Origin of the sequence: Wolinella succinogenes DSM 1740, assembly GCF_000196135.1 — a bacterium.
Lineage (GTDB): Bacteria > Campylobacterota > Campylobacteria > Campylobacterales > Helicobacteraceae > Wolinella > Wolinella succinogenes.
This window is the reverse complement of record NC_005090.1, coordinates 251552-266883: the sequence shown is the minus strand read 5'-3', so window position 1 is coordinate 266883 and position 15332 is coordinate 251552. Positions and strand designations below refer to the sequence as shown.

Below are 15332 nucleotides of genomic sequence, written 5' to 3'. Positions count from 1 at the left end.
GCACCACTTCTCTAAGCCCTACTAGAGAGCCATCTTTCCATTATTGAGAATATTATTGGGATCAAACGCCTGCTTGATCGCACGGAAGAGATTCATCTCTTCTGGAGTGAAAGCGAGATGCATAAAAGGCGCCTTAGAGATACCAATCCCATGTTCTCCACTGAGTGTTCCTTCTAGCTCAACCGCGGCCTTGAAAATCTCTTCGATTGCCTGATGTCCAATCTCTAGTTGTTTTGGGTCACTCCCATCCTCCACCATCACATTCACATGCACATTTCCATCGCCTGTATGTCCAAAACAAGGAGTCTTCACACCATAACGCTCTGAAATAGCGTTGATTCTTTGAAGCAGTTCAGGGAGTTTGCTTCTAGGCACCGTGATGTCTTCATTGAGCTTCTTTTTGCCATAAATCGTGACGCTTTGGCTGGCATTCCGCCTAGCAAACCAGAGGTCTTTAGCCTCCTCTTCGCTGGCCGCTTTTTTGAAAGAGAGGGCACCATTTTCTTTGAATTTCTCTTCGATCTTGGCCATCTGCAACTCAATCTCTTCGGGCAGATTTCCGTCCATATCCGTGATTAAAATCGCCCCTGCCTCCACGGGGAGACCTTTAGAAAATTTACTCTCCACGGCTCTAATGGTGAGATTATCCAAAAACTCCATCGCCACGGGAGTCACACCCGCGGCCATGGTCTTATAGACAGCGTTCATCGCCGATTCGATCGTGGGGAAAACTCCCATCGCGCTCTGGCGAAGTTTGGGCTTGCTTAGGAGCTTGAGCGTGATCTCCGTGATCACCGCGAGCGTCCCTTCGCTGGCAATCAAGATTCCCGCGATGTTGTAACCCGCCACATCCTTGATGGTCTTTTTGCCTGCGCGAATGATATCGCCATTGGGAAGCACCGCCCTTAGAGCCATCACATAATCTTTGGTGATTCCATATTTAGCCGCCCTCATGCCCCCCGCATTCTCGCTCACGTTTCCCCCAAGGGTCGAATACTCTTCGCTCGCTGGATCAGGCGGATAGAAGAGCCCCATCGCTTCGACTGCTTCTTGGAGTCTTTTGTTCACAACTCCTGGCTGAACACGCGCGACCATATTCTCCATATCGATCTCTAGAATTTTATTCATATGTTTCTCAAACGCCAGCACGATTCCACCATTTACAGGAAGTGATCCACCCGTGAATCCGCTCCCCGCACCCCTAGGCACGATCGTGATCTTGTGGGTGTTGCAATAGGCGAGTAGACGGCTCACATCCTCTTCACATCGAGGAAAAATAACCGCATCAGGCTCATAACGATTTCTCGTCGCATCATAGCAGTAGGCGAGCTTGTGCGCTTTGTCATCAAAACAGTTCTCTTCTCCAACGATCTCTTTGAGGGCTTGAATATGTTGTGCATCTAACATCTTAAAAAACCTTATTGATTCCATCTTGGAGGTAGCGATAGACTCGACCAAAGAAGGTGATGTCTTCATCTTTGATTTGACCTTTGAGGAGTGCATCGTAATAAAGATAGTAATCTTCCACCGCTACCCCTCCAATGATGAAGTTAAACCAGCTCTGCTCTATGCTTCCAAGGCGCGAAAAGAAAGGCTTCATGCGATCTTCCACGGCAACGCGACCAGTGATGTAATCTTTTTTGAGCAGTCCAAAGGTTTGGCAATCTCGCGCTTGACCTTCATTGAGATTGACGATATAGACGATTCCAGCGCTATAGGCATCACAGATTTTACGAAAATCTTCGGTGTTGGGGGCGTGAGTCCCATTGTCTAAAAGGTAAGAGGCAAAAAGATCAGGGTGTTGCCATGTCATCTCAGGATAAGCATCTTTGATCTTTTGATAGAGCTCTTGATTGGGGGCGATCAAAAAAGCTCGATCGTAGAAAGTGCGGAAAATCACCTCATCATTTTTTCTAGGCGTGAGTTCAGGATTTGGAAAGGCTTTTTGGTCGAGCGTCTTAAAGCGCTCAAAAGCGATCTTGGCCTTCCCTTCCTTCACCTCAATCACCGCAGCACGCGCCACGATAGCAGAATGGCTTCTATCAAACCAACGGATAATCTCTCCACTCTCGCCCACCCTAAGGTCAAAGGCTGGAACATAGGCGTAGTGCTCCGAATCAGCGTCCATTTGGACGATAGGAACGGCGATTTTATTGCCAAAAGGAAGGGGGGCGGCAAACATCATGGTGCCGCATAGCAGGGCAGAGAGGATACGAATGATCACTAGGATTCTCCTTTGTGAGGTAGTGGGAGTGATTATAGCTTTGAGACGATTAAAAGAAGTTTTTAGGGTGGCGCTCAAAAAACCACATGAAAGCAAAGAGAAGCCCCGGGGTTTTGGGTCGTTCCTCATCCAGCATGAAAGCTCTTGCCTCCAAAAGCGGAAGGTGCACCACCTCAATATTTTCAGACTCTACCCCGCCCCCCTCTCCTTGGCGAAGAGAATCTTCCACCTCCGCATAAAAGAGCGTCTGACGACTCCCTGCAAAACCCACTGATGTGTAAAAAGAGGTGATTCGCTCTAGCGAATCGATGGAGAGAGAGTAGCCACACTCCTCCAAAATCTCCTCTTGCGCAATCACCTCTAGGCTTTTGCCTGGTTTATCCACAATCCCTGCACAGAGCTCATAGGTGTAACCGCTCGTCCCTTTGAGAAAAACCGCGGGGCGAAACTGCTTCACAAGAACAAACGCCCTTTTTTTGGGATCAAAAAGCAAGACACTCACGCTATCGTGAGCTTCAACCACATCCCAGCTCTTTTCGATTCCCCTCTCCGTGTAAAAGACGCGTTTAGGCTTCACATAAGGAGAGTTGATGCACTCTCCAAAACGAATATTCTGGATCATTCAACCCTAAGCGATGAGGGCTTAAGCTCGCTTTTGACCAAAAATTCTGGTGCATTTCCTAGAGCAGGAAAAACCCCTTGGGCCACCACCTCTTGCAGGGAGCTCTTGTAGCTTTGGGCAAGCTGCATGAACTCTTGGCGCTCTTTTCCCGCTAAAGCACTCTTGGTGATCTTGAGGCTCTTTAGAGGGTCAATGGCTTTGTCATTCTTGTAGAGACCTAGGTGGAGATGGGGACCCGTGCTAAGTCCGCTGCTCCCAACAAATCCAATCAATGAGCCCTGCTTGACAGAGACGCCTGTGCGAATCCCTTTGGCGATTCCATTAAGATGCGCATAGAGTGTTTTATAGCCATCGGCATGAGCCACGATGAGAGTCGTTCCATAGCCTCCTTTGGTGCCAGCAAAAACGACTCGACCATCTCCCGCAGCCTTAATAGGAGTTCCTTTAGGAGCGGCGTAATCAACCCCTAGGTGAGGACGAACAATCCCTAAGACAGGATGCTTGCGCCCTGAAGAGAATCGAGAAGAGATTCGAGAGTAGTTGAGCGGCGTAGTGAGCAAGAAGCTCGCCATTTCTCGCCCCGTGTCATCATAGTAGCGTCCATCTTTAAAGAGGAAGATAAAATTGGGTTTCCCTCTAGTCTCCACCATAGAAGCCTTGATACTGGGCGACCCAAAAGGCTTTCCAAGGCGATATTTCCGATCATAGAGCACGGCTAGCTTATCATCCCTTTGAATGCTTCGTCGAAAATCAAGACTGTTTTTGTAGGCCGAGACAAACTCACCCGCCAAAGAGTAGTCACCCGTAGCCTCTAAAATATCCTGATAAGGAGAAGCATTCATAGAGAGAACCACTGACTGGCTCTTCTCAAAGTAACTAATGGGGATGATCGCCATCCCATAGTTCCCCTCGCCCTTCTCCTTGTAGACATGAATTTGACTATCTTCAGTGATGGGGATGAGAGCCTGAAGAAACTCTCCGCTCTCCTCATCTTTAAGAACATGGAATCGGACGCCACTATAGATCTCCGCGGCCAATTCCTTATCCTCACCTGGAAGCGAATAGTAGAGACTAAGAGGAATCTTGTTCTCTTCTAAGAAAGTCAAAAATGTCGCGCCCTTGGGCCATGCCCGCTCCTCAGCCACCGCTCCAAAAAGGAGGGTTGCCCCCATCACCAACCATAGCCAGACAAATCGCATCCAACCTCCCCTTTTTTAAAAAAATCCTTGTGAGCCCCTTGTGCGTGCAGAGCGTCATTGGATGATTATAGCAAAGCAAAAAAGAAGTAATTATTAAATGCAGATTAAATTGTGCTATAATCGACTAAAATCAATCTTCACTACAAAGAAGCTTTGGCATGGATTTCAAAAACTGGCTTGTCCCCTCGGTCACCTTTGCTCTCTTTCTCTATACCATGCTCTTTATTGTCGTTTACGCTATCAAAGTGGGGGGTCCAAATATCAACTTCTTTATTGATGAGGATGCGCGCCTGCACAGACCCCAAACCGAAACCGAAAAGATGCTCCACGACATCTCTAAAAATTTCTCTCGATAGTCTCTCGCCTTAACCTTATGGCTCAAATGGTCGATATAGCCTCTAGAATCACTCTTTCCCCTGAAAAAACAAGCAAGGAGAGCTGCTATGATCAGCCCTATCCAATCAGGAGCCACGCTCCCTACCGCCAAAAATGTCCAAAATCGCGAGGTCGAGTCCAAAACCGAATCCTCTGCCTCCTCTTCTAAGGTTCAGGCCATCAAAGAGAGTCTCCAAAAAGGAGAATACAAGCTAGACCTCCCCGCCACCGCTGAAAAGATGGCACTGAATTTGCTTAATCGGGAGTAGTTCAGACATGAGGAGCCAACCATGCTACATCACTACCTCCAGAGCGCGATCAATGACCTGCGCTCTCTTCTAGCCATCACCAGGCAAGATATCGAAGATATCAAAGAGGCCAAGCACCAAATCATCTTCTCTCGAACCAAAACCAAGGACGATCTCATCGCTTCCTTTGAGAACAAAAAGAGCCTCATCGACCATGAGATATTAAAGCTCACCAAAGAGCGTCCTGAAACCTCCTTGGGCGATCTTTTAGACCAAGAGGCGACTGTTCTTCTTGGAGAGTTGCGAGAATCTTTGGAAGATCTTAAAGAGGAGAATCGGCGATACGCCCGCATGGTGTTAGCAGTCTCTGAATTTTACAACTCCCTTTTAGAGCGACTCCTCCCCCCTCAAACTCAAGATTATAGCGGCAAAAAGCACGCCCCTTCCTCCTTTTTAACGCTTGAAGCGTAATCACTAAGGAGTTTTGCCATGGCTAGTATTTTCTCCTCGCTCAACCTCGCCTATACAGGTCTTCAGACCCATCAGGTGATGGTGAGTGTCACGGGCAACAACATCGCCAACGCCAGCAATGAGTTCTACTCTCGCCAAAGAGTGGATGCCACAGCCAAAGACCCTCTCAAACTCTCCAACTATAGCCTTGGGCAAGGGGTTGAGGCCTCCACAATTGTCCGAATCCATGACGAATATGTCTATTCACGCTATAAAAAAGCTGCAACCGAGGAGCAGCAAACCGCTAGTCAATACTCTGTCTTGCGCGAAGCCTCCTCCTACTTCCCGGAGATGGATGGGATTGGTCTTTACAAAACACTTCAGACCTATTTTGACTCATGGACCTCTTTAGCTCAAAAATCAGGAGATCCTGCTCAAAAATTGGTTCTCGCCCAAAATACAGAAACCCTCGCGAACACCATCCAAGAGACGCGAGCCAGACTTGTTCAGCTCCAAAAAACCACCAATGAAGAGCTTAAAGTGACTGTGGATGAGGTCAACAGCCTCGCTAAACAGATTGCTGAGATCAATAAACAGATTCAGACTTATGAGGCCGAACACAGCAACAAAAAAGCCAACGATCTTCGAGACAAGCGAGATGAGCTGGAGTTTAACCTCTCCAAACTTATCGGAGGAACAGCTTTTAAAACAGGAATCTCTAGCTACAGCAAAGTGGATACGGAGATTGCCGATTTCAACGAGACCTATAATCTCACGGTTGCGGGAGGCTACACACTGGTGGATGGCGTCACTTTTCACCCCCTGGTGATCGACAATTCAACCAGCGCCGAGGGAATCTACACCATCTCCTACCAAGGCCAGGATTTTAAAAGCGTGGATATCACACGCGACCTCACCGAGGGTAAAGTGGGCGCGCTCCTTGACACTTGTTTAGGGAATCCTGGCGAAAGCTGCATGGGTAAAATCGGAAAAATCCAGCAATATATCAATGACCTTGACACCTTTGCCCAAGGGCTTATCGAATCGACCAACAACATCTATGCGGAGAGCTCTCAGCTAAGTCTCACTAGTGATAAACTCACGCTCCTCACCAGTGATAGTGTCGTGGGTAGCGGCTATAATATCACCTCAGGCTCCTTTGATATTGTGATGTATGACAATACGGGCAAGGAGATGGGTCGAAAGAGTGTTAAAGTCGATGCCCTCACCACCATGCAAGATATTGTCAATCAGCTCAATGCCAACACCGATGATAACGGCGATGGAAACGCTATCAACGACTTTGATGATAACTTCTACGCCACTTACAACAATGAGACCAAAACCTTTCAAATTCTTCCCAAAAATCCCAGCGATGGAATCTATATTTCCTATCAAGACAATGGCACCAATTTCGCCGGCGCCCTTGGAATCAATCGATTCTTTGATGGCAATAGCGCCCAAAATATCAACCTAGCGATGCGCTATCGTGATGACCCAACACTCATTCGTGGCTATCGGGAGGCCGTGGAGGGGAATATTGTCGTGGCCAACAAAATGCAACAGCTCCAATACAACAAAGTCAACTTTTTTGACTATAACGGCAACCAATACAATGAAACCCTAGCCGATTTCTTCAAGCTCGTGACGACCAAAATCGCCACTGACACCGCCGATGCCAAAACAAGCAATGAGATCAAAAAAGCCGTCCTCACTTCGGTCAAACAAGAGTATGTCTCCATCTCTGAGGTGAGCACCGACGAAGAGCTCACCAACCTCATCCGATTCCAAGGGGGTTACACCGCTAACGCTAAAGTGGTTGCTACGCTAGATAAGATGCTAGACACTCTTTTGGGAATAAAACAGTAAGCCTTGGACTTGAATCGCCTTAGAGCCCTTTTGGATAGGGAGGCTAAAGAGAGGAATCGATGCGATGAGATCTCTTTGGCGCGTCCCGACCCTCTTCTTGTCGCTCAAAAAACCAAGAGTGACCTAGGCGCGCTCATCTGTGCACTCTTCTCCTATGGGAGCGCCAAGCAGATTGTCACTTTTTTGGAGACGCTCGACTTCTCCCTCCTTGCACAAACCCCACAATCTATCCAAAATGCCCCTTTTGGAGTCTATCGATTCCAAAATAGCGAAGATGTTCGTCAGCTCTTTTTAGCCCTCTCCACTTTAGACGATTCTCCTCAAGCACTCCGCTCTATCTTTTTAGAAGGACACAAAAAAGGAGGAATCCTAGAAGGAATCAAGACGATGCAAAGAGCGATTCTAGAGCGCTCTGGAGGATATCAAAGCTCAGGCTTTCGATTTTTAATTGGCAATCCAGAGGCACACCAATCGCCACTTAAGCGCTGGAATATGTTTTTGCGATGGATGATTCGGAAGGATTGTTTAGATTTAGGATGGTGGGAAGGAGTGATTTTAAAATCGGAGTTGATCTTACCGCTAGATACGCACACCTTCGCTCTTTGCAAAAAGCTCAAGATCATCCAACGCCAAAGCTATGATCTCAAAGCAGCCATCGAAGCGACTGAGTTTCTCAAAAAACTCGACCCCCACGACCCTATCAAATATGACTTCGCCCTCTATCGGCTAGGGCAGGAGAGGCGAGAACTAGGCGATTAGGCGAGGTGACGCCTCATCACCTCTTCGATTTCGATTGGATTGGACTTGCTGATAAACTCATCGGCATTGAGCGAGCGTGCCATCTCTTCGTTGCTGCTTCCACTCATGGAGGAGTTCACCACGATAGGCAGATGAGCGGTCGTGGAGTTCGCTTTGAGCTGCTTGATCACCTCAAATCCTGAGGCTTCAGGCATCTCCAAATCGGTGATGATCATCCCGATCTTCTCCACATCGGTCTTGGGATCAAAGATATAGTTAAGCAATTTTTGACCATTCACAAAATCTTTGTGCTCCACGCCAATCCTATCAAGAATATTTTGCATAGTCTTCAAGACGCTAGGGGAATCATCGGCAAGAAGAACCTCTTTGGTCGTGCGAAGCTCGCGAATCTGTCGCATCTCTTCCTCTTTTTCGCTCTCAATCCAAGGAAAGACATCCACGAGCATCTTTTCGATATCGACCACCTGCACCAAAGAACCATCAAAATAGCGTGTGCGGCTCACAAGCTTGCTATTTTGGGTCGCCCCGCCAATCCCCGCACTCTGCTCAATCTCCGTCCACTTTTTGTTCAAGATTCGATCGGCTTCATAGATTCTCACGCCCACCGTCCATCGCGAAAACTCACAAATCATGATAATGTCATCCTCGCCTTCTTCGCGCTTGATGGCATACTCTTTGAGATTCTTCTCTTTCATCCTTGAATCATAATGAAACCATTTTCGCATATCAATCAAAGGAATCGTGAGCTCTCTGATCGTGATAAGCCCCTCCACAAGGGAGCTTGATTCGTGCGAGACCACCGTGATGTTACCCCGATATTTGACCACCTCGCGAATCTTAAAGACATTGACGGCGTAAAGGTCTTTATCCTTCTCTAGGCGAAAGCAGAGGAGCTGAAGCTCGTTGTTTCGATGGAGATTGGTCACCTGATCGATTTTGGCTAGGTTGGACATGGCGCACCTCTTTGGATTTGGAACTGTTTGGGTTGATTATAACACATTACCCTAGGGGCTGATGAAAAATTTTGGTAAATTCAGGAGAATACTGGACTAGCTCCTCTTGGGTGCCTATGGCAAGGATTTTACCCTCTTTTAAAAGCGCAATCTTTTGGGCAAGCGAAACCGTCGAGGGGCGATGGGCCACAATGAGGGTGATCTTATCCCTCATAATCTCAGCCAATGCCTCTTTAAACTCTGTCTCTGTCTTGTTGTCTAAGGCACTAGTCGCCTCATCCAAAATCAAAATATCAGGGTTTTTGTAGATAGCTCTAGCAATCGCGATTCTCTGACGCTGGCCGCCTGAGAGATTGGCGCCAAACTCATCTAGAATCGTATCGATTCCCTCCTCTAGTGTCTCGACAAAATCCCACGCTCTAGCCTTTTGAAGTGCCTCTTTGACCCGCTCTCTATCCACTGCCTCCCCATAGGCGACATTGTGAGCAATCGTGTCATTGAAGATGAAGATTCTTTGCGTGACAATCGCTATACGGGAACGCAGGCTCTTTTGAGTGAGATGGCGAATCTTCTCTTGATTGATGAGCACCTCTCCCTCGCTTGCTTCATAGAGTCGAAGAATCAAGCTCACTAGCGAGCTCTTTCCACCACCGCTATCACCCACGAGCGCGAGCGATTCTCCTTTTTTGAGTGTGAAACTGATTCCCTCTAGTGCACGCTTCTCCTCATACAAAAGCCCCACCTCTTTAAACTCAAGAGATTCGATCTTCCCCTCTAGCTCCTTCTCGCCATCTTTGATAAGGGGCTCTCGCTCCATCATCTCAAAGATTCTCTCTCCTGCGGCCACCGCAGATTGCATTTTGTTGTAGATTCCACTGAGTCGCTTGATGGGGGTATAGAGCATGAAAAGCGCCGTCATGAAGGAGAAAAATGACCCCACGGTCAGCTTCTCATCAATCACCTGATGCCCGCCCACGACAATGACCACCGCCACCGCAAGCGCCCCTAGCGTCTCCATGAGAGGAGAGGTGAGCTCAGAGACACGCACCGATTTCATGTTGAGATCAAAAAGCTTACGATTCTCTTTGGCAAAGCTAGTGACCTCAAAGCGCTCACCCGAATTAGACTTGATCAGCTCAACATTATTAAAAATCTCCGCTAGACGCGAAGTGACATCGGAATTTTTCTCTTGTGTCCTTTTGGAGACCTTTTTCATCTTCTTGGCCAAAAGCGTGAGCGGATAGAGCGCTAGGGGCATCACTACAAGACCGTAAAAGGCAAGCTCTGGACTCTGATAGATCACCACTCCCACTAGCACCACAATCGTCAATCCCTCTTTAACATAATCCGCAAAGTAGGTCGAAACAGCCGATTGAATGGCGTTGATATCATTCACCACGCGGCTGATGAGCTCACCCGTGCGGCGGCGATTAAAGAAAGTCATCTCAAAGGAGAGCATCCTCCCTAGCAGCTCATCCCTCACGCGCCGAACAATATCCTGTCCAATATAGTTCATGAAATAGGTCTGAATGTAGCCGCCAAACCCCTTGCAGAAATAGGCGAGCACCACGAGCCAAGGAAGAATCGCCAGCATTGCCACATCTTTGTTGATGAAAATTTCATCCAAGACCGGTTTGACAAGATAGGCACTCGCGCCACTGGCACCCGCCACCATGGCTGTCCCTAAGATCGCATAAAAAAAGTAGAGTTTGTAGCCCCCCATGTAGGGAGCGAATCGTTTGAAGAACTGTTTCATGACGAAATTATATCCAATCAGGTAAAATCCTGCCCAAACTCTAGAGGGGTGTCTTGAATGAAAATCTACCTCCTGCGCCAGCACTCCAAGCCCTTTGGCGGAGCAGAGGCCTATCTTTCGCGACTCTCTAGCGAGCTGGAGCGCCAAGGAATCGAACACGAAGTGATCCACTCCAAAGCGCCCTTGTTCCTTGCCTCATGGATTCGCGCCCTACTTTTTAACCTCCAAGTCTGCCTCACTAAAAAGAATCGATTCTACTTCTCTCTGGAGCGCATCACCTGCCCCGACCTCTATCGTGCGGGAGATGGAGTGCATAAAGCCTATATGGAGCGCCTTAAAATTCAAAGCTTCAATCCTCTTCATTGGGTCTATCTCTTTTTGGAGAGGCGCTGCTTTGAAAAATCACGCTGCATCATCGCCAATTCTCAAATGATCAAACGCGAAATCATGGAACACTATCAAATTCCCAGCGAAAAGATCGAGGTGGTCTATAACGGAGTTCCCCTCAAAGAATCCGATCCTCTAAAAGCCAAAAAAGAGCTCTCTAGGGAGTTTGGAATCAACGAGGAATCAAAGATATTGCTCTTTGTGGGAAGTGGATTTGAGCGCAAGGGGGTGGCCTCATTTTTGAAGCTTCTCTCCACTCTTGAGGGAAATTTTATCGCTTTTGTCGTGGGCAAGGAGAAGAGGATGAGCCGCTACGAGGCCTTAGCGGAATCTCTAGGGCTTAAAGAGAGAGTGATTTTCACAGGAGCCAGAGGGGATGTGGAGCAATTCTACGCCGCAAGCGATATCTTTCTCTTCCCCACCCATTACGAGCCTTTCTCTAATGTCGTGCTGGAGGCATTAAGCCAAGGGTGTGTTGTCTTCACCACCGCCCAAAATGGAGCGAGCGAGATTCTCCCTCAAGAGCAGATCATGAAAGATCCAGGCGATCTAGGCATCCAAAAACACCTCCAAGAGCTCCTCTACAATCCCTCCCTTTTAGAGCAAAAAAAAGGCGAATCCAAAAAGATTGCCCAAGGATTTGGAATGGAGGCGAATGTGCAAAAAAGCATGGAGATTATCACGAGGCTTATCCATGATTAAAAAAATTCTCCTCATCCGTAATGATAATATTGGCGATCTCATCTGCTCCACACCCGCGATTGAGGCGCTAAAAAAGCGTTATCCTGAAGCAAAAATCGATATCCTTGTCAACAGCTACAATCTCTGCGCCATCCAAGGCAATCCCTTCATCCATCGCATCTGGAGCTACACTAAGACCAAGCATGTCAAAGGAATCGTCGCCAAAATCAAGGCTTTTTTTCACAAAGGCTGGATTCTTTATCGCCTGAAAAAGGAGCGATACGACTGTAGTGTCATCCTTCGAATCGCCCACTCTAAGCATGCTGAGCTCTTCTCCAAAGCCGCTGGAGCGCCCATGCGAATCGGCGTATCTCACCCCCAAAGAAAAGACAGCCTCACCCATCCCCTCTCCATCCAAGAATCGCTCCATGAAGTGATGGTCTGCTTTGAATGCCTCCGACCTTTGGGGGTCGTCTATGGGGACGAAAGGACTCTATGGATGATAGAAGAGGCGCAAAAGAGGCGTTTTTTAGAGCATCAAAATAAGATTATCCTGCACATATCCAGCCGTCTAGAGGCCAATCGCTACCCCTTGGAATCTTTTAGAGAGCTCATCGCCCTGCTCGCCCCCAAGGAGTGTATCATCACGGCCTCTTTGGAGGATAAGGCGGGGGCGCTTGATCTTGCAAGCGCCCCCAACGCAGAATTCCTCCAGACGCAAAGCATCACCGAGCTCGCCGCCCTTATCTCTGTAGGCTCACTCTTCATCACCCTAGATGGCGGAGCTCTCCATATGGGGCCTGCGCTTGGCATCCCGACTCTTGCCATCATGGGCAAGACCGATCCACGCCGCTGGGCGCCGTGGGGGGAGGAAACTTGGGCTATCACAAAGAACTCTCCTCAAGAGATCTCTGAAATCATTCGAGCCCATTATGTTTTATAATCTTCTTCTTTGGCTCCTCTACCCTCTCTTTTGGACTGCGAGCCACTTTCGCCCCCCTGCATCCAAAACCCTCGTGATCCAAAATGCCAAAATCGGCGACTATGTCAATGCTTCGATTCTCTTTAATGCCCACCCAGCGCAAGATGTGCTCATCTCCTCGGTCAACCAAGCCTTTGCCAAGCATGATTCCAGAATCCAAGCCATCTTCGTCTTTGAAGATTATCGGGGGAGCCTCCTTGAAAAGCTGAAACTTGCAACGACACTCTTTCTTCGCCACTACGAGAACATCTACCTTCTCTCTCCTAATGCCCTTTCGCTCTTTTTGGTTCAATGCGCCATGCCAAAGCACAAGGCAACCCTGCTCACCTATGCGACCAAGCGCTACGAAAAAAGCTTGATGAGGGGCTTTAAAATCGTCAAACACTCCAAAGATGACCTGACTCTCGATTCCTATTGGTCGCTCACCTCTCTGCCTCGCCCAAAGAGTTATCAAAAATCACCCTTTGAGCCATGCTATCAGCCCAAGCCGTCCCCTTTGACCAATCCAAAGGCTTTCAAGATCGCTCTATCGCTTGGGGCTGGAAATCGAATCAAAAATATTGACACTCAAACATGGATCAAGATGCTTAAAATATTTGAAAAGTTTCCTTCCGAATTGCATCTAATGGGAACGGCCAAAGACGAAGAGATCTGGAGTGAGATCACCCGCTTTTTTTCTCCGAATCCCCCCGTGATCTCTATGCTGGGAAAACTGAAGCTTGAAGAGGTTCCCTCTTATCTTAAAGAGATGCAACTCCATGTCTCAAGTGATAGCGGAAATGCCTATATTGCTGATTGCTATGATGTGGCAATCATTCTTTTGGCAGGACCGTGCTACATGCCAGAACAACGCCCCACAGGAGAAAGAACACTAATCCTTGATTCCAATTCCCCTTTTGTTCCCCTGAGTTTTATTTTTAAAGCCCCCTACACCCTCAAAGAGACTCAATTGTTCAAAATCAATATCTCACAAGAGCAAAATATTCATGATTTTGTTACAAAGCTTTATAAAGATTTTCAATCTTCTTTGTCGTCTCTTTGATATCGAAATTTTTTTCTAAGAGCTCTCTAGAGTTTTTCCCAAGCAGCTGAGTGCGCCCTCCTAGAATCGCTTTTTCCAATGCGGCTGAGAGAGCTTGAATATCTCTTGGGGGGAATAAAAAACCATTCACTCCATCCATCACTTGCTCTCTGTTCCCTCCGGCATCAGAAGCAACAACGGGTAGTCCACAGGCCATTGCCTCCAAGATCACTCTTGCCATCCCCTCCCAATAGCTAGGCAACACAAAAAGCTCAGAGAGCGAAAGCAGTTGCTGAATTTTTTGACTTTTACCATAAAAGATCACCTCAGAAGAATCCTTGGCCAGCTCTTTGAGCTCCAAAAAATATCTCTGCTCTTTGGTTCTATCTTCTCCAACGATGAGCAATTTATACCCTTGGAGCTTAGGCAAAGAGGAGAGAAAAGCTCTTACTAAATCCTTTACCCCCTTCCTCTCCTCCAAAGAAGCTACGCACAAAATATATTTCTCTCGAGCGCTCAAACCAAGCTCTTCACAGAGCCTCTCCCTTCCCTCAATCTTTTTAAACTTCAGATCGATTCCATTGTAGATGGTGCAGAGCTTAGCGTGATTGGCATAGAACATCTTCTTGGCGGTGTCAAGAGAGACGGTTACGATACGATCAGCCAAGGCATTGATATACTTCCCAAGCCTAACACACCTCTTCTCCTCTGGATTTTCGCGCACAAACCAGACGATCTTCTTGCGGCATAGCCAAGCAGCCATCGCAGGATACTTATAATAGGAGGTAAGGGTGTTTAGATGAACAATATCAATCTTTTCGCGACAGATTATTTTTGCATAATCCCAAATGGTTAAATAGGAACGCTTGGGCACAAAAAAGACCTTGAAGCCCTCTTTTTTGGCTATGTCAAAAATCTCCCTCTCTTCTCCAAAAGCATAAATCACTTCAAATTGATTCTTGTCAATATGTCGTCCGATATTCAACCCTGAAATAGGACTTCCGCCTAAAGCCGCTCCATGAGAGACTACAAGAATTTTTTTCATTTTTTTAAAATCCTCAATATTACTTTTCTATACAATTAAGTAGAATTTTCTCTCTCCAAAAAGGAGCTGTGGCTTCCTGAGATTGGTGGTGATCAATGCGATCCTTGATCAAAAATTCTTCCTTAATAGTGCCACTGGAGAAATCATAAGTCTCTTGAGTAATATCAAAATAACCAAAGGAAAACTCCAGCGCAAGCGTCTCTAATCTTTTGTTGAGTTTCAAAACCAATTCCGTCCTCTCTCGCTGAGTGGCTTTTACTTGACGTCTCAGCTCTAGCTCTTGAAGCTCTCGCTGATGATCTTTGATAGTAGGCAAAGGAGCCCCAGCTATAAAAACTCTCTTGCCTTTTTCTCTTTGGAGGTACTCTAAAAGCTTTCGATAACCTCGCAATGCATCAACGATCTGTTCTTCGACGCCTCCACCTTTTTGGATTGCTTTGTTCCACAGTACAAAACTACAATCAACCTCTCCAAGCAGTACAATAATAGTGTTGTAGTCAGAAAAGCGCTTGAGTGCACTAGTGAATTTTGAGAAAGATTTTGTGGTTGAATTTTCCTTGGAGAGCCCATACGCCGTGGCCCCTCCAACAATCTCACAGTTAATCAGATGGGGTGTTAATAAAAAATGATCATGAATATACTCAAAAACACCCCCATGAGAATCGCTTAAAACTAAAATCTTTTCTCCTCTAAAAAGCCTGCATTGAACTCTTTGATAGATTTTACGAAGAGATTTTTTCCATTTGGCTAATGTTTTCAAC

Annotated in this window: 16 protein-coding genes; 8 read left to right on the top strand and 8 right to left on the bottom strand. The window is 47.1% G+C overall.

Annotation, left to right across the window (positions count from 1 at the left end):
- Positions 1–21 precede the first annotated feature (21 nt).
- Genes WS_RS01320 through WS_RS01305 form a run of 4 tightly spaced genes read right to left on the bottom strand, consistent with a single transcriptional unit; the run spans position 22 to position 4045 of the window.
- Complete coding sequence (locus WS_RS01320) at positions 22–1407, bottom strand: FAD-linked oxidase C-terminal domain-containing protein (protein WP_011138222.1); 1386 nt, start codon at positions 1405–1407, stop codon at positions 22–24.
- A gap of 1 nt (position 1408) precedes the next feature.
- Positions 1409–2224, bottom strand: coding sequence for a plasminogen-binding N-terminal domain-containing protein (locus WS_RS01315; protein WP_011138221.1), 816 nt, complete (start codon positions 2222–2224; stop codon positions 1409–1411).
- A 49-nt stretch (positions 2225–2273) separates the two neighbouring features.
- On the bottom strand, positions 2274–2846 hold the full coding sequence (locus WS_RS01310; RefSeq protein ID WP_011138220.1) for an NUDIX domain-containing protein: 573 nt from the start codon (positions 2844–2846) through the stop codon (positions 2274–2276).
- Positions 2843–4045 (bottom strand): peptidoglycan DD-metalloendopeptidase family protein, encoded by a 1203-nt coding sequence (locus WS_RS01305; protein ID WP_011138219.1) that lies wholly within the window; start codon positions 4043–4045, stop codon positions 2843–2845. Before WS_RS01305 ends, WS_RS01310 begins: the two co-directional genes overlap by 4 nt.
- A 158-nt stretch (positions 4046–4203) precedes the next feature.
- Between WS_RS01305 and WS_RS01300 the strand changes: the two genes are divergently transcribed.
- From WS_RS01300 to WS_RS01280, 5 genes are all read left to right on the top strand, one after another.
- The gene (locus tag WS_RS01300; RefSeq protein ID WP_011138218.1) at positions 4204–4401 is read left to right on the top strand and encodes a hypothetical protein; all 198 of its coding nucleotides are present in this window, start codon (positions 4204–4206) and stop codon (positions 4399–4401) included.
- An 87-nt stretch (positions 4402–4488) separates the two neighbouring features.
- Complete coding sequence (locus WS_RS01295) at positions 4489–4689, top strand: flagellar biosynthesis anti-sigma factor FlgM (RefSeq protein WP_011138217.1); 201 nt, start codon at positions 4489–4491, stop codon at positions 4687–4689.
- Positions 4690–4710: 21 nt separating this feature from the next.
- Positions 4711–5139, top strand: coding sequence for a hypothetical protein (locus WS_RS01290; RefSeq protein WP_011138216.1), 429 nt, complete (start codon positions 4711–4713; stop codon positions 5137–5139).
- An 18-nt stretch (positions 5140–5157) separates the two neighbouring features.
- Positions 5158–6987, top strand: a complete 1830-nt coding sequence (gene flgK / locus WS_RS01285) for a flagellar hook-associated protein FlgK (RefSeq protein WP_011138215.1) — start codon at positions 5158–5160, stop codon at positions 6985–6987.
- Positions 6988–6996: 9 nt separating this feature from the next.
- Positions 6997–7746 (top strand): TIGR02757 family protein, encoded by a 750-nt coding sequence (locus WS_RS01280; protein ID WP_049770691.1) that lies wholly within the window; start codon positions 6997–6999, stop codon positions 7744–7746.
- Here the strand turns inward: WS_RS01280 and WS_RS01275 are convergent.
- Positions 7743–8699 (bottom strand): chemotaxis protein, encoded by a 957-nt coding sequence (locus tag WS_RS01275; RefSeq protein ID WP_011138213.1) that lies wholly within the window; start codon positions 8697–8699, stop codon positions 7743–7745. The two genes, WS_RS01280 and WS_RS01275, sit on opposite strands and share 4 nt — an antisense overlap.
- A 46-nt stretch (positions 8700–8745) precedes the next feature.
- Positions 8746–10455 carry an ABC transporter ATP-binding protein gene (locus WS_RS01270; RefSeq protein ID WP_011138212.1) on the bottom strand — a complete coding sequence of 570 codons (1710 nt, stop codon included), beginning with the start codon at positions 10453–10455 and terminating at the stop codon, positions 8746–8748.
- 57 nt (positions 10456–10512) lie between these two features.
- On the opposite strand from WS_RS01270, the gene WS_RS01265 reads away from it, so the two are divergent.
- The 3 genes from WS_RS01265 to WS_RS01255 are packed head-to-tail and all read left to right on the top strand — an operon-like array spanning position 10513 to position 13547.
- The gene (locus WS_RS01265; RefSeq protein WP_011138211.1) at positions 10513–11544 is read left to right on the top strand and encodes a glycosyltransferase family 4 protein; all 1032 of its coding nucleotides are present in this window, start codon (positions 10513–10515) and stop codon (positions 11542–11544) included.
- The gene (locus tag WS_RS01260) at positions 11537–12466 is read left to right on the top strand and encodes a glycosyltransferase family 9 protein (protein ID WP_011138210.1); all 930 of its coding nucleotides are present in this window, start codon (positions 11537–11539) and stop codon (positions 12464–12466) included. The genes WS_RS01265 and WS_RS01260 overlap by 8 nt, the downstream gene beginning before the upstream one ends.
- On the top strand, positions 12456–13547 hold the full coding sequence (locus WS_RS01255) for a glycosyltransferase family 9 protein (protein ID WP_011138209.1): 1092 nt from the start codon (positions 12456–12458) through the stop codon (positions 13545–13547). Before WS_RS01260 ends, WS_RS01255 begins: the two co-directional genes overlap by 11 nt.
- On the opposite strand, the gene WS_RS01250 is transcribed toward WS_RS01255, so the two are convergent.
- Together WS_RS01250 and WS_RS01245 are read right to left on the bottom strand one after the other, a co-directional pair.
- The gene (locus tag WS_RS01250; protein WP_011138208.1) at positions 13501–14571 is read right to left on the bottom strand and encodes a glycosyltransferase family 4 protein; all 1071 of its coding nucleotides are present in this window, start codon (positions 14569–14571) and stop codon (positions 13501–13503) included. The two genes, WS_RS01255 and WS_RS01250, sit on opposite strands and share 47 nt — an antisense overlap.
- Positions 14572–14590: 19 nt before the next feature.
- Complete coding sequence (locus WS_RS01245; protein ID WP_011138207.1) at positions 14591–15331, bottom strand: hypothetical protein; 741 nt, start codon at positions 15329–15331, stop codon at positions 14591–14593.
- Between the last annotated feature and the right edge of the window lies 1 nt (position 15332).

Excerpts from the sequence above, each read along its gene's own strand:
- WS_RS01320 (WP_011138222.1), bottom strand. The coding sequence starts at position 1,407 with ATGTTAGATGCACAACATATTCAAGCCCTCAAAGAGATCGTTGGAGAA.
- WS_RS01310 (WP_011138220.1), bottom strand. The coding sequence starts at position 2,846 with ATGATCCAGAATATTCGTTTTGGAGAGTGCATCAACTCTCCTTATGTG.
- WS_RS01305 (WP_011138219.1), bottom strand. The coding sequence starts at position 4,045 with ATGCGATTTGTCTGGCTATGGTTGGTGATGGGGGCAACCCTCCTTTTT.
- WS_RS01300 (WP_011138218.1), top strand. The coding sequence starts at position 4,204 with ATGGATTTCAAAAACTGGCTTGTCCCCTCGGTCACCTTTGCTCTCTTT.
- WS_RS01295 (WP_011138217.1), top strand. The coding sequence starts at position 4,489 with ATGATCAGCCCTATCCAATCAGGAGCCACGCTCCCTACCGCCAAAAAT.
- WS_RS01290 (WP_011138216.1), top strand. The coding sequence starts at position 4,711 with ATGCTACATCACTACCTCCAGAGCGCGATCAATGACCTGCGCTCTCTT.
- flgK (WP_011138215.1), top strand. The coding sequence starts at position 5,158 with ATGGCTAGTATTTTCTCCTCGCTCAACCTCGCCTATACAGGTCTTCAG.
- WS_RS01275 (WP_011138213.1), bottom strand. The coding sequence starts at position 8,699 with ATGTCCAACCTAGCCAAAATCGATCAGGTGACCAATCTCCATCGAAAC.
- WS_RS01270 (WP_011138212.1), bottom strand. The coding sequence starts at position 10,455 with ATGAAACAGTTCTTCAAACGATTCGCTCCCTACATGGGGGGCTACAAA.
- WS_RS01265 (WP_011138211.1), top strand. The coding sequence starts at position 10,513 with ATGAAAATCTACCTCCTGCGCCAGCACTCCAAGCCCTTTGGCGGAGCA.
- WS_RS01260 (WP_011138210.1), top strand. The coding sequence starts at position 11,537 with ATGATTAAAAAAATTCTCCTCATCCGTAATGATAATATTGGCGATCTC.
- WS_RS01255 (WP_011138209.1), top strand. The coding sequence starts at position 12,456 with ATGTTTTATAATCTTCTTCTTTGGCTCCTCTACCCTCTCTTTTGGACT.
- WS_RS01250 (WP_011138208.1), bottom strand. The coding sequence starts at position 14,571 with ATGAAAAAAATTCTTGTAGTCTCTCATGGAGCGGCTTTAGGCGGAAGT.